This is a genomic window from Pseudovibrio sp. M1P-2-3 (genome assembly GCF_031501865.1).
Lineage (GTDB): Bacteria > Pseudomonadota > Alphaproteobacteria > Rhizobiales > Stappiaceae > Pseudovibrio > Pseudovibrio corallicola.
In genome coordinates, this window is record NZ_JARRCW010000001.1 from 2,161,096 (window position 1) to 2,173,504 (window position 12,409).

The following is a 12,409-nucleotide window of genomic DNA, read 5'->3' on the forward strand; positions in this document are numbered from 1 at the left end:
ATGCCTTTGAGACGGCGCTCTGCGTGTTCGCGCGCATTTTGTTTTGAAGCATCGGACCCGGGATGTTTATGGAGGGCTTTGAGCAGATCGAGATATCGCTTTTCCAGCTTCACGAGGGCTCGTTGCTCTCTTGGAAGGCCGATTCGATAGAGATGGACACAGCCAGCAAGACACTCGAGATGGTGAGGGCAGGGCTCGGCCACAAACGAGTTTAGACAAGCTCCGTACGGTGTGATGTGATATCCGTCGGCTTCTGCCGCTAAAAAGACGATCGCTGCTCACTTCTTCTCCCTCGTTTTTTTGAATTTTCATGAATTGGTCCGCGATTTTGCCTTTGCCGCGCCCTGTCATGATCAGCTTATAGACGTCGCGCGCTTTGCCCAGCAGCAGAGGATCAAGCTCAGCTGGAACGGTGATGACATCAAGCTCTTCCGCCAAACTTCGATGATCGTATTCATAGCTTTGTGCGACGCTCTTCCGATTAAACCGCTTGCTGAGGATTGTGTCGGCCAGTCCGGCCCGAAACATCTCTGTGTTCCACAAATGCCGGAAATCGTGGGTTTCGATCAGGTGCTCGCAATCCTCAGCGGTTTCACCGTACTTTTGGAACAAAGACAGTGATCCATCTTGCTGGCCAAAACGATCCCAGGATGCCTTTTGACTTAAGCCATTTATAACATCGACGATCGTCATGTTGCCGACAAACGGATATTTCCTGACATCACAGGGAATCCCGTCTCGTTCCTCAATCATAACCCGTTTCGGGCCGAGCAACAGCAGTTCATCGGGATAGAGCTTTTGTCCTCTGTCGAGGTTTAGTGGTTCCACATCGCTGAGCTTTGTTGGCATAGCCTTGGCCGCCCAGGCTTCCAGATCGGATATACGGACGTGGAGTTTCCTGAAACCATGACCCGTTTCGCAGCCATCGGCAAGCCTGAAAACAAGAGGGATACCGTGCTTTCTGGCCTCGCCACACTTCTTGGAAAAATAATTCCGGACTGCTTTTCGAAAGCCGCCGTTGCCTTTGCGACGGAATTTGTCCGCAGCTGCATTGCGTAATATTTGCCGGCTTTCGATCTTGTCTAAAATTATAACAGCATGACCGCTCCCATTGTAGTCCGCGGACAAGCGTGTGTAGACCTCAAGCAGGGAAACGAGACTGTCAGGAGTGAACTCTGGAAAGATCCGGCCGGTTTGCCGTTGCTGCCTGAGACGTTCCCGCAATGGTTTTGTCAAGATTTTTATCCGTTCGACGGAGCTCAAGACAGTTTGCTCGAACTCCGGATCAATGTTGATCGTTGTTTCATAAAGAGCCAGGCCGCTTTCGGATTTCAACGCCTGTTTGAGCGCAAAAATGCGCAACCACAGCGACTTGCCGATCCCGCCACGGGTATCGGCGCGATTGCCCTTGGGATCGAAATATTCACGCCACCTTATACAATCTTCCGGTATCGACGCGATTTCGGTGCCGCGTAGTCCCAGCAGCAGCAGCAGCCTAGCCATTTCAAAGCGCAGACGGTCATAAAAAGTTGCCGGTTTTTCTTCCCAAAGAATACGGACCAATTCCCAAAAAGCTTTTGCGTTCGGCAGCTGTTCTGCCCGTTTTCGCTCTTCCAACTCCTTTCGGATTTGCAAGGGGGATCGATTGGATTTATTTTGCGTCAAAAATCGTTCAATGAGAAGGGGAGAGCAATCAGATAGATGTTCAACATCAATGTAGTGCTTTACAATATAGCTGATTTGGTTCGTTACAGCTGTGTTGATTTGTTTGGCAAATTCCAGTGTTGAACAGACATCGTCTGCCGTCAGGTTCCATAAGTCTTTCCCGTAAGCGCAGGTCCCCAGAATACGGATATACCGAACTGTCTGCCTGGAAATATGACTCGGGCTTGTTTTATCCCGAAATGCCCCCTTCACCGCGACGGCCTTGATGAACTCGCGCCAGCTTTGCGGTAAAATTGTATGCGGTAAAAGTGATTGTCCGGCTGTTGCGCGTCTTTCATTGATCAATAAAAGCGCCCGATCATCGCAGCCGAAATCCCCAATGTAGTTTTTCGGGCCACTGGCGCCGGTCATCTCGTTAAGGTCCCATCTCTGCGATTTGTCTATTTTACCAAGTGGATTGCACGGCAGCGCCCACGTGAGACCGTGGTCTTCCGCAATTTGGCGGTGGAGACGCACAAACCTTTGAAGATTTTCCTGAGCGACGCTGCTCATGTTCCGACCTCGGGATCTACATCATCGAGCACTTGATCGATTGCTTCCAGTGTTCGACGCAACTGCATGAAAGCAGGGTTTCCCTTGTCAAATCTGGCGGCTGCAATGAACTCCCGCACGGTAGCTTCAACCGCATTGCGGGCCTCCTCATGAACGTCGCGTTCGTTCAGTGGCATAAATTTCTGGCAGGTATAGCACGAAAGGCCAGGATTTTTTGTGCAGCTTTTCTGGCCAATGCCGCAGCCGCCAATGCCGATAATAAGACGTCCGTGCGGCGCGGCGACAATTTGTTGATCGTTAGGCAACCCCAGAAGTTTTGCCTTGTCAATTTTTCCGGTTTTGATGACTTCGGAAAGGGCACTGTAAACAGGTGACAGCCCCAAGGCCTTATTGATGCGATCGGCTTGCGTCGGGGAAAAGTCGAAGTAGACTAGGCCTGTGGTAATCTGGGCGTGCAGCATAAATTCGGCCAGTTCCAACGAGAAACACCCGGCATCGACCTGACGTTGCGCCGCCGTGTGGTGTAATTCTGTTGGGGTTCGACGACGCCCCGTGATTTTTTCAGTCAACCGACAGATCGCATCGGCGATTTCGACATTTGGCATGCCAAAAAGGGAGTTTGGGCGATCCAACTCCAGTGACTCTGGACGTTGTTTTCGGCGCTCGAGCCATATAGAGAGCATCCAGACCCAGTCACGGTTCATTGTCCGATTCTGCGCTGGATTATATCGGCTCGCTCCGGTCCTTTGCTTGGCGTACTCAAAGGTCACATGGATCGTCGGCGGACCGTCTTCCCACGGAAGTTGGCGTACATCATTCAAATTTATCAAGGATAACTGTACCGATCGGAACCCATGTTGATAATTCCAATACAAAAGACACGCGTCTCTGAGTTCGTCGTCGGCAATCGATTGGGGACCCGTTCTGATTGCTTCATTTAAAGTATCGAAATATTCTACAATCAGCGCCTCTTCCTGGGTTGAGAGAAAGACTTCACCGTCTCGGACTGCCCGATACTTGTCTCGTTTTCCTCCATGTAAAAACTCACTAACAAATATGGCATATTCATTAGACCATGGACCAACTGCCTGATTGCACAAATAACTTAATAATGATTTTAGTGCGATAGTGAGTTCATTATTAGTACACTTAGAAAGCACGTAAGTTTCCCAGTAGTACTTTACTTTTATAGGTTCAAGAAATAGAAACGGCATGACTTCGTGTATTAAATCTGCATTGGAATGCAATCGATAATAATAAGCAATACTGGTGTATGGTTCTAAATTCATAAGCATCCACACGACCCAGCCTTGCAAAAGCGGCTTGACTGAAGGGTCAATTCGCTCAAAACCAATCGAAGACAAAACCCCATTTTGCCAGATGGGCCAGCGCATTGATGTTGCCGGCGCTTCGATACTGCGGACTGTTTCAAAGTAAGTGTCGTAGTAGCGAATGACGGAGGGCAGGGGCGGTAACCTGCTCACGGCCTCCGCCAAAGCCATTTTGCTTTCAATCACCTCTTTCGGATCGGCTTGGAAAGCATTGCTCATGACCTTACTCCCGACCAAACTTCCTGCTCAGTATCAAGAGAGCGAAGGGTCTGGAGATTGGCATCGAAGGTCTGGTGCCAGACGGCCGCCAGTCGGGTTTCGTAATACGCCCGCGCATAATGGCGCGGCATTTGCGAGGTGTAGGACCAACCGAAAAAGGCTTTGAGCCTCTGTTGGGCTTCAACATCATCAATGCCGCTTTTGCGGAAACGGGTGAGCATCAGGACCGCGCAGGTGTGGCGAAGGTCATGGGCGCGAATAACGGGATCCCGCATGTTGGCGATCAGCGCTTTTCGGGCGGGCTCACTCAACACTTTCGATACGGCCGCAAAAATATCGAGAACGGCTTGACCGGAGAGAGGGGCGCCAGCCGGATTGACGAACAGCATTGGATGGGCGTGACGGCCGCGGAACGAGCTTTCATAATATTGAAAGTACTCTGCCAGTTCAGCCGTAACGGGAATCTGGCGAATACTGTTATTGGTTTTTATCCTAGGTGGCCGTGACCAGCGGGGGTCGTTGTCTTCATATCGTGTGTCGACATTGAGCCAGTACGTGGGCTTGCCCGTTTGAGGATGGATCTGATGCTTGATGGCACTCACCGGTTGCAACAGCACTTCAGCGCTCCGTAGTCCCTGATGCCGCATGGCAAGAATAATACAGAAATTTCGCCACCGGGCGCTTTCGGTCCGGAACGGGTTTCTCGTGCTTTCCGGGTTCGCCAGATCATAGAGCTCCTCAACGACGATGGCCGGCAATGCACGCAATGCACGGGTTTTCTTTCTATGGGGCGCCGGAGACAGGTTTTTCAGTTGCACGCCAAGACGCCCCAGTGACGCCTGCAGCGCGCTAACGCGTGAAGTGTCGTTTACAGACCCGACAGCCAGACGCAAGGTATCGAGTAAAAACCGATGCACGCTGTTCCACCGAGACGAGGTATCGACCCTATATTGCAGGGCACGATTGTGTTCTTCGGTGTAAAAGCCGGAGGCGACGGTCTCGAGTTTAGCCAGATCCAGATCGAACAGAAGCTGGTCAAGGCAGTCGGCGCCGCATTGCCGGTGGGCGCAGCGGTAGAGAGCGTGACAGATGTTTTCTTATGGTGGCGGCTTGCAAATGCGCGCCGCAGCACGCTGTCCAAACCGTGGCCCAATAGCGTGGCAGGCCGGTTTGATCCTCCAGGCAACTCACTTCACTTAGACGCGCTGCCAGTTCACTGGTTCTTAGGACGGTCACAGTCATAGCCAAGACCATGGAACCGCGAGGCGACTTGGTCAAGCGCAAACGGGATTTGGATTAGAGGCTTTCTTAAGCCGCTGGTGCGTGGAAACACAAAAATACGCACCACATTTCAAACCTTGGTCGTGTCGGATAATATATATTATGGAACTTATTGGCTAAATTTATAGTTCAGTGAGATGTGCTCTTACTAAAGGACTTGCAGCTTCAGTCATATCACTAAGTACTGTGAAGTGGTTTTGGAACTGAGCTTCCTGATATTGAATATGGCAATCGGAGTTCTTCCAACTTCTATAGAGATCTCTGCTCTGTTTCAAAAACTCTGGTAGCTCTTGCGCTCCAACCCAGCAAGCCATCTTCTTGCCACTTGCAGGGTCTTTCAAAGATGGACTTTCAACTCTTGCTTCTTTTTCATCTATTAGGAGCTCTTGATTCATACTTGTGTTTATTATGGGTCTAAGATCATAGACACCGCTAATGCCAACTACATTTTGAATGCGTCCCAAAATGTAATCAGGAAGTTGTGTATCTGCACAGATCATCCGGGCAACCAGTTGAGCTCCAGCAGAATGGCCTGACAAAATAATTGGGCCATCAATACGTTCAGCAGCGCACTCAATTGATTTCGCTATTTGATTTCTAATATCTGATATACTCACTTGAGGACAAAGACTATAGCTTGGCACAGCCACGGAATACCCATGACTATTAAGCCCACCAGCTATAAAACTCGAAGAATTTTTATCAAAGGCTTTCCAATATCCGCCATGAACATAAACAACTAATCCTTTTGGTGGTTTATTTGCAGAATGGAAAATATCGAAGCGTTCTCTTTGCCCGCCGCCGTATGCGATATCAAGCTCGCATGGCATCTCTTGACGGTAGCGCTCCGACAAGGCTGCCCACGACTGGAATATTTGATGGGCCTCAGGAACAGCACGGCTATTACTATAAGCGGTATCCCAATCCTTTATAGATGTATAATTTCCCATTGCCCCTCAAATGTAAAGTTCAGAATTAAAATATTATAAGTTATCCATATATATACCCAACCCATCATAAGCGGGAGTAATGTGCTTGGGCAACTGTCGTGCAACCTTGTTATAATCAATGTCTGAATGCATGTTAGTCAAGATAACTCTTTTGGGTTGAAGGATTCCATCCCACTTTAAAACATCATCTAAACAAAAATGGCTAGGGTGGGGTCGATACCGCAATGCGTCAACAATCCATAAATCCAGTGACTTCAAATAATTAATGGAGCTTTTCGGAATATCATTCAGATCAGGAGTATATGCCACATCACCAAAGCGAAAACCAAGAGAATCTATACGTCCATGTTTCAACGGGATCGGAATTAATGGTAACGCGCCCCCTGCTCCACTTATTACAAATTCTTGTTTACTAATAATTCTACACTCTTCCATGATTGGAGGATATCCAGACCCAGATGGTGTCTGAAAACAATAGTCAAACGCTTGGCGAAGCCTCTGTGAAGTCTCTAAATCCATGAAAACCGGCAGAAGTTTCTTTTGTACGATAGAGAAGAACCGGAGATCATCAATGCCATGAATATGATCAGCATGCGCATGTGTGTAGACAATCGCATCCAAACTCTGGACATTCGCCGAAAGAAATTGTTCCCGAATATCCGGCCCAGTGTCGATAACAATAGTTGTCGTACCAGTTTTACCTTGTTTTTCCAGCAATATTGAACTGCGTCTACGCCAATTTCTAGGCTCATTTGGGTCACATGCTCCCCAGTCACCATTAATTCTCGGCACGCCAGTTGAGGAACCGCAGCCCAGTATTGTTATTTTCAGTTGACTGTCACTCACTATGCCTGTTCTTCCCAAAGGTGTTTAGGAACCTTAGAAAATAGACGAAAAAAGTTCTCGGTTGTTACACGCGCCATTTCCTTCTCGTCAATTCTGTGCGCTTCCGCCAAAACTTTATTTGTGTGTGTGACATAGGACGGTTCATTTCGTTTACCCCTCCAAGGTTGAGGGGCGAGGTAAGGCGCATCAGTTTCTACTAGTAACCGGTCAATGGGCAGCTGAGCTGCGATGCTCCGAAGTTCAGATGAGCGTTTAAATGTCAAAATGCCAGAAAAGGAAATATATAGTCCCAAGTCTATAGCCTCTTGTGCAAGTTCTAGGCTAGAAGAGAAGCAATGTAGTAAAGCAGGAAAAGTACCCTTCCCCATTTCTTCCCTTAATATTGCTGCCGTATCTCCATCAGCATCCCTGGTATGAATAACTAGTGGCAGCCCAGTTTCTCTAGAGGCCGCGATATGCGCACGGAAGCAGTCCTGCTGCATAGCTCTCGGAGAATTATTATAGAAATAGTCAAGGCCACTTTCCCCGATGGCGACAACTTTGGGGTGGTTGGTTCGGAGCACAATTTCCTCCGCTAAAATTCCATGCTCCTCCTCCGCATTATGTGGATGGGTTCCTACAGAGCAAAAAACACTAGGATACTCTTCGGTGATTGCCCGGACCGCGTCGAACTGACGGATACGGGTATTAATGGAAACCATAAGTTTGACTCCAGCTTCATGAGCACGAGCAATGATCGTATCTCGTTCCTCTTCGAAGTCAGGAAAGTCCAAATGGCAATGGCTATCTATAAGCATGGGATTATGACATCACCTTTCTCAAGTTAAACAGATGGCAGCCATAGCGGAGAATAAGGGAGAGAGCAAATGGCATTTTCCTCCTCTCACGCAGCAATTTCAAATATTAATACCAACGGCATTTATGATGACCTACACTAGCCCAGGTTCTGCTGCCGATTGATGGGCTGTAGAAAAGCATGAGAATTTGACCCACCTGGTGGGTTAATTTGCATTGAAAACTGACCCACCTTCTGTGTTTAAATTTTCGTGTCTTTTCGGGCACGGAGAAGCAGTCAGGTGTTATGCATGGAAACAGTTGCTAAGATCCGTCGTTGGGTTCTGGTGGATGGAGTGTCAATTCGGGAGGCAAGCCGGCGCACCGGCATTTCCCGTAATACCATCCGCAAGTATTTGCGCAATGATATCGTCGAGCCAAAGTATAAACTGAGTTCAGCGCGTCCGCTGCGCAGCTTGCTGGACTATGAAGTTTACCTCAAGTCTCTTTTTGAGGCTGACCTTTTACGTCCTTCCAGAGAGCGCCGAAGTATGCGTGGTCTTTATGAGGCCTTAGTTTTACAAGGCTTTGAAGGGTCCTATGATACGGTACGGCGGTATATTTTACGCCTCAAAACCAAAGGCGGTCCGTTAAAGGGGTATGTTCCGCTCGAGTTTGACGCTGGCGATGCGGTGCAGTTTGACTGGAGCCATGAGGTGGTGTGCCTTGGTGGGGTGGATCAACGGATATATGTGGCTCATTTTCGCCTGTGTCATTCACGCAAACCATTTCTGATTGCTTATTTGCGTGAGTCCCAGGAGATGGTTCTGGATGCCTTTAATGAGGCTTTTGCCTTTTATGACGGGATCCCCGAGCGGGTCATTATCGACAATCCCAAAACCATGGTGCTTCAGATCGGCAAAGGCAAGGAACGGGTATTTCATCCCCGTTTTCAAGCACTGATGAGCCATTACGCCACAGAGCCTGTTGCCTGTAGCCCGGCCAGCGGCTGGGAAAAGGGGCAGGTTGAAAATCAGGTCAAAGTGATGCGCGGACAAGTGTTTTGTCCCAAACTGTCGTTTGCAACGCTTGAGGACCTCAATGCCCATCTGCGATTGCGCTGTGAGGCGTTGGCGCAAAAGGGTCACCCGGAAGACAAGAGCCAGACGATTGCTGAGGTTTTCCAGAGGGAGCATGCTTGTTTGCGTTCCAAAGGCCGGGCTTTCGATGGCTATCGGGAGCGGACAGCTCGTGTCAGCGGCACCTGTTTGGTCCAGTATGATACAACAGCTATTCCGTTCCTTGCGCGTACAGCTTTAAAACGGTCTCGTTGCGCAGTTATGCGCAGTACATTACCATTACCGATGGCCAGCGGGTTCTGGCTACGCACAAACGCTGCTTTGGCCGCCATCAAAAGTGTTTTCAGATCTGGCATTACCTGCCGCTGCTTAAGCAGCGCCCCGGGGCTTTACGCAATGGAGCGCCGTTCCGGCACTGGGAAGCCCCTGAGGCTCTGGCCATGATCTGGAAGCACTATCGCAACCAGCGTGGTGGGGACCGAGACTTTGTTGAACTACTGAGCCTGACCCAAAAACATGGACAAGAGGCCGTGGAAATGGCCTGTGAGTTGGCGTTGGACTATAAAACCACGCAGCTGTCTGCAATCCTTGCTCTTCTTTATGACCTCACAGAGCCAGCATTGCCAAAACAGATCCCGCTTGAGGGGCAAGATACGCCAGCCCTCCAGATGCCTCCGGTTGCCAATTGCGGGCAATATGACCTGCTCCTCCAGTCCCCGGGAGAGCACCTATGAATGGCCTGATTGAGGAGCTGAGTGAGCTACGTTTACATGGGATGGCGCAGGCGGCCAAAGAGTTGCTGGCAAGCCAGAGGGCGGTGAGCCTGCCAGAGGCGCTGCGCCAACTCATCCACTGTGAGCGCAGTGAACGACACAAGCGTATTATTCAAAATCGTATGAAAGCTGCCCGCTTTCCCCATCACAAGGACTTTGCCAGCTTTGACTATGCACTGTGTCCTGTGGAGCAGGCAAAGCTACAAGAGTTGGCCAGTGGGGAGTTTACCGCCAAAGCTCAGAATCTGATCCTGATTGGCGGACCTGGAACCGGCAAAACCCACGTGGCTTCAGCCCTTGGAACCAGCCTCATTGAGGCGGAGAAGAAAGTGCGGTTCTTTAATACAGTTGACCTTGTCAATGCGCTGATAAAGGAAGAAAAAGAGGGCAAGGCCGGACGGCTGCAAAAACAACTGCTCGCTGCAGATTGCGTGATCCTGGATGAGCTGGGTTATATTCCGTTTCCAAAGTCTGGCGGCGCACTGCTGTTCCATTTGATTGGTAAGCTCTATGAGACAACCTCAATTATCCTGACCACCAACCTCGTCTTCAAAGAGTGGGTCAGTGTATTTGGCAACGCCAAAATGACAGCGGCGCTGATAGACCGCGTCACCCATCACTGCATAATTCTGGAGACAGGAAACTCCTCCTACCGATTTGCACAGTCCAAGACTGGAAACCAAAAATAAGGTGAGGCCCAGAGCAGCCTGGCTACACAGACTTACCTATTCAAACGGCCTCTGCAGCCAGGCTGCTCTGGGCCCAAAGGTGGGTCAACTTTAAGTGCTGAAGGTGGGTCAAATTTGAATGCTTATTGACAGATGGGATTGTGTGGGGTTCTTGAACAAGCTTGTTCCAAGCGTGACAGGTAGCATCGACAATTTCCTGATAGTTTTTAAAGCTTCGAGTAGAAAGCCATTTTTACTGTTGTGTGCCAACCCGCCTGATCCATCAGGACCACCGCGTGTGCCCATTTGCCCACCTTCTGGTGAGCCCATTTTTTTGACCAATGCGGGCTTCGTCCTGTCACCAGATTTCCATGGATGTTTGTGAGGGCAAGCGCGCTTTTATTTCTTTAAGCCGGGCATGGAAGTCTTTTTATATGTCTCCATAACTTGCTCGTCCTGTGCCGGGTGCTGTGGCCGAACGCTGACCCGAGAAAACCCCAGAACTCTGAGGAGGTTTGAATTAGCCTTCTCGCTATAACTGGCCCCAAACTTCTGCTCGATCACACCTTGCAGATCTCGCCGCCGCCAGCGAATTACGCCGTGCTGTTGTAAATCAGGTCCAGCCTCAACCAGATCTGCAAATTCAGCCATTTGCTCTTTATTTAACCACCGGGCACGGCCTGGGATCTTACGATTGTACAGGCCCTGCGGCCCTTCTGCGTTAAACCGATGCACCCAGTCTCGCAGTCCATGCCGCCCATGCGTGCCGCCTTCAAGCGCGACACCCCATCATAAACAGCAGCAAGAGCAAGAAGGCGGCGGCTCTGCCTGCATCCTTACTTTGGCAAGCAAGAGTTCGTAACGAAGAAGCATCATAGTCTCGGCGCAATGGGATCACTGACATTGGGAATCTCCTTTCCCAATGTTGAATCATAATTCAAGTGATTTTGGAATCCTCATCCCAAGTCAAAAACAGGTGCTGTTGGTATAAGCAGTAGCATATCGGGAGTTCGGCTGAGGGATGGTTCCATGGAGCGAGGCTCACGGGAACCATATCGCACAAATGATCTTGAGAAAGGCAAATTTACGGTGACCAGTGTTTCCCGAAATACCAGTCTGGCACTGAGCAATTAAACCAATGTCCTGCCGGATATAAAAATTTGCTTACGACTTCACCCGAAACCTCCTCAGGCTAGATTCTGGTCGCATCTATGGCCGGCCGCATCATTTTTTCGCCAAGACGCGCACTCATTGCCATGGAACTTAACTTTGCCGTGCCAACAAGAAACTTGTTCCGCACCCCGGAGACCACGCATAGGCGCTTGCCCAGTCCGTCCAAGCCGCGTTTTGCCACCTCTGTCGGGTTCATGATCTTCAGCGAAACTTTGTCCCAGTCGACGCCATTGTCCGTGACCATAGGCGTGTCAGTCAGCCCCGGTGAGAGTACACACACATCGACCCCTTTCCGCTGCAACTCGCCATAAAGAGAGGCCGCAAAGTTAACCACATAGGACTTGGTTCCAGCATAGCTGGTAAAATAAGGATTTGGCATATGCCCGGCGATGCTTGCCACCAAAAGAATGCCACCGCGCCCGCGCGAAACCATGGGGCGGCAGAAATGATGGCACAGCTGCATAACAGACATGACGTTCACCATGATCATCCGCTCTTCTTCCGCCAGCGCTGTTTTCGCAAACGCCCCGTTGACCTCAAGGCCAGCGGCATGAACAAGGAGTCCGATATCCTGCTTAATGGCCCGCAGCGTTTCAATCCCCTCAGGCAAGGAAAGATCTGCGGGAACAACATGGGTTTTGACCCCGTAGTTGCGCGAGATTTCAGTTGCCATTTTCTTTAATAGGCCAGCTCTGCGTGCTGTTAAGACAACATGTAATCCCCGCTCAGCAACTTGTTCGGCGAGCTTGGCCCCGATCCCAGATGTTGCCCCGGTCACCAACGCCCATTCCCCATACTCTGTCCTAAATTGCTTGACCATTTCGCGTCCCCCCTCAAAAACCATGAAATTTTATCTCCCTGCTAGTAATTGCCGCTCAAGCACATCCGGCAAGCTCTGAAATCCAATGGGCTTGGACAGCGAACAAGTGGGAGATATTTATAGACACGGCGGCGCTTAGTGCTACCAAGGTCGCCTTTAACTCCTCTACGGCATAACCGCCTATGAACAGGTGGGGTTAAAACACCGGTTACGCTAATTCTCGGCTCCTGAGACAATCATGGCTAATAAACTTGATTGTCCGGAATCCGGGATGGACT

The 12,409-nt window shown here is 49.9% G+C and carries 10 protein-coding genes and 2 pseudogenes; 3 read left to right on the forward strand and 9 right to left on the reverse strand.

Features of this window, described 5'->3' with window-relative positions; genetic code table 11:
• Positions 1-66: 66 nt before the first annotated feature.
• The 7 genes from P6574_RS09465 to P6574_RS09495 all read right to left on the reverse strand — a co-directional run bounded on the left by P6574_RS09465 (position 67) and on the right by P6574_RS09495 (position 7,641).
• A complete protein-coding gene (locus tag P6574_RS09465; protein WP_310620066.1) occupies positions 67-2,217 on the reverse strand; it encodes a hypothetical protein in 2,151 nt (716 codons plus the stop codon).
• The gene (locus P6574_RS09470) at positions 2,214-3,767 is read right to left on the reverse strand and encodes a hypothetical protein (RefSeq protein ID WP_310620067.1); all 1,554 of its coding nucleotides are present in this window, start codon (positions 3,765-3,767) and stop codon (positions 2,214-2,216) included. The genes P6574_RS09465 and P6574_RS09470 overlap by 4 nt, the downstream gene beginning before the upstream one ends.
• Complete coding sequence (locus tag P6574_RS09475) at positions 3,764-4,684, reverse strand: tyrosine-type recombinase/integrase (protein WP_310620068.1); 921 nt, start codon at positions 4,682-4,684, stop codon at positions 3,764-3,766. The genes P6574_RS09470 and P6574_RS09475 overlap by 4 nt, the downstream gene beginning before the upstream one ends.
• A gap of 118 nt (positions 4,685-4,802) precedes the next feature.
• A complete protein-coding gene (locus P6574_RS09480) occupies positions 4,803-5,045 on the reverse strand; it encodes a hypothetical protein (RefSeq protein ID WP_310620069.1) in 243 nt (80 codons plus the stop codon).
• 125 nt (positions 5,046-5,170) lie between these two features.
• Positions 5,171-5,998: an alpha/beta hydrolase gene (locus P6574_RS09485; RefSeq protein WP_310620070.1), complete on the reverse strand. Its 828-nt coding sequence runs from the start codon at positions 5,996-5,998 to the stop codon at positions 5,171-5,173.
• Positions 5,999-6,031: 33 nt separating this feature from the next.
• A complete protein-coding gene (locus P6574_RS09490; RefSeq protein ID WP_310620071.1) occupies positions 6,032-6,844 on the reverse strand; it encodes an MBL fold metallo-hydrolase in 813 nt (270 codons plus the stop codon).
• Entirely contained in the window at positions 6,844-7,641 is a 798-nt protein-coding gene (locus tag P6574_RS09495; RefSeq protein WP_310620072.1) for a TatD family hydrolase, read from the reverse strand. The genes P6574_RS09490 and P6574_RS09495 overlap by 1 nt, the downstream gene beginning before the upstream one ends.
• Positions 7,642-7,929: 288 nt before the next feature.
• Here P6574_RS09495 and istA point away from each other — a divergent pair.
• From istA to istB, 3 genes and pseudogenes are all read left to right on the forward strand, one after another.
• Positions 7,930-8,814: pseudogene (gene istA / locus P6574_RS09500) on the forward strand (IS21 family transposase); the annotation flags it as partial.
• Between the two features lie 323 nt (positions 8,815-9,137).
• Positions 9,138-9,431 carry a hypothetical protein gene (locus tag P6574_RS09505; RefSeq protein ID WP_310619951.1) on the forward strand — a complete coding sequence of 98 codons (294 nt, stop codon included), beginning with the start codon at positions 9,138-9,140 and terminating at the stop codon, positions 9,429-9,431.
• Positions 9,428-10,159 (forward strand): IS21-like element helper ATPase IstB, encoded by a 732-nt coding sequence (istB, locus tag P6574_RS09510; RefSeq protein WP_310619952.1) that lies wholly within the window; start codon positions 9,428-9,430, stop codon positions 10,157-10,159. The genes P6574_RS09505 and istB overlap by 4 nt, the downstream gene beginning before the upstream one ends.
• Before the next feature lie 40 nt (positions 10,160-10,199).
• On the opposite strand, the pseudogene P6574_RS09515 reads toward istB, so the two are convergent.
• Both P6574_RS09515 and P6574_RS09520 read right to left on the reverse strand, forming a co-directional pair.
• Positions 10,200-11,042: pseudogene (locus P6574_RS09515) on the reverse strand (helix-turn-helix domain-containing protein).
• 288 nt (positions 11,043-11,330) lie between these two features.
• Positions 11,331-12,131 carry an SDR family NAD(P)-dependent oxidoreductase gene (locus P6574_RS09520; protein WP_310620073.1) on the reverse strand — a complete coding sequence of 267 codons (801 nt, stop codon included), beginning with the start codon at positions 12,129-12,131 and terminating at the stop codon, positions 11,331-11,333.
• Positions 12,132-12,409 lie beyond the last annotated feature (278 nt).

Excerpts from the sequence above, each read along its gene's own strand:
- P6574_RS09465 (WP_310620066.1), bottom strand. The coding sequence starts at position 2,217 with ATGAGCAGCGTCGCTCAGGAAAATCTTCAAAGGTTTGTGCGTCTCCAC.
- P6574_RS09470 (WP_310620067.1), bottom strand. The coding sequence starts at position 3,767 with ATGAGCAATGCTTTCCAAGCCGATCCGAAAGAGGTGATTGAAAGCAAA.
- P6574_RS09485 (WP_310620070.1), bottom strand. The coding sequence starts at position 5,998 with ATGGGAAATTATACATCTATAAAGGATTGGGATACCGCTTATAGTAAT.
- P6574_RS09495 (WP_310620072.1), bottom strand. The coding sequence starts at position 7,641 with ATGCTTATAGATAGCCATTGCCATTTGGACTTTCCTGACTTCGAAGAG.
- P6574_RS09505 (WP_310619951.1), top strand. The coding sequence starts at position 9,138 with ATGATCTGGAAGCACTATCGCAACCAGCGTGGTGGGGACCGAGACTTT.
- istB (WP_310619952.1), top strand. The coding sequence starts at position 9,428 with ATGAATGGCCTGATTGAGGAGCTGAGTGAGCTACGTTTACATGGGATG.
- P6574_RS09520 (WP_310620073.1), bottom strand. The coding sequence starts at position 12,131 with ATGGTCAAGCAATTTAGGACAGAGTATGGGGAATGGGCGTTGGTGACC.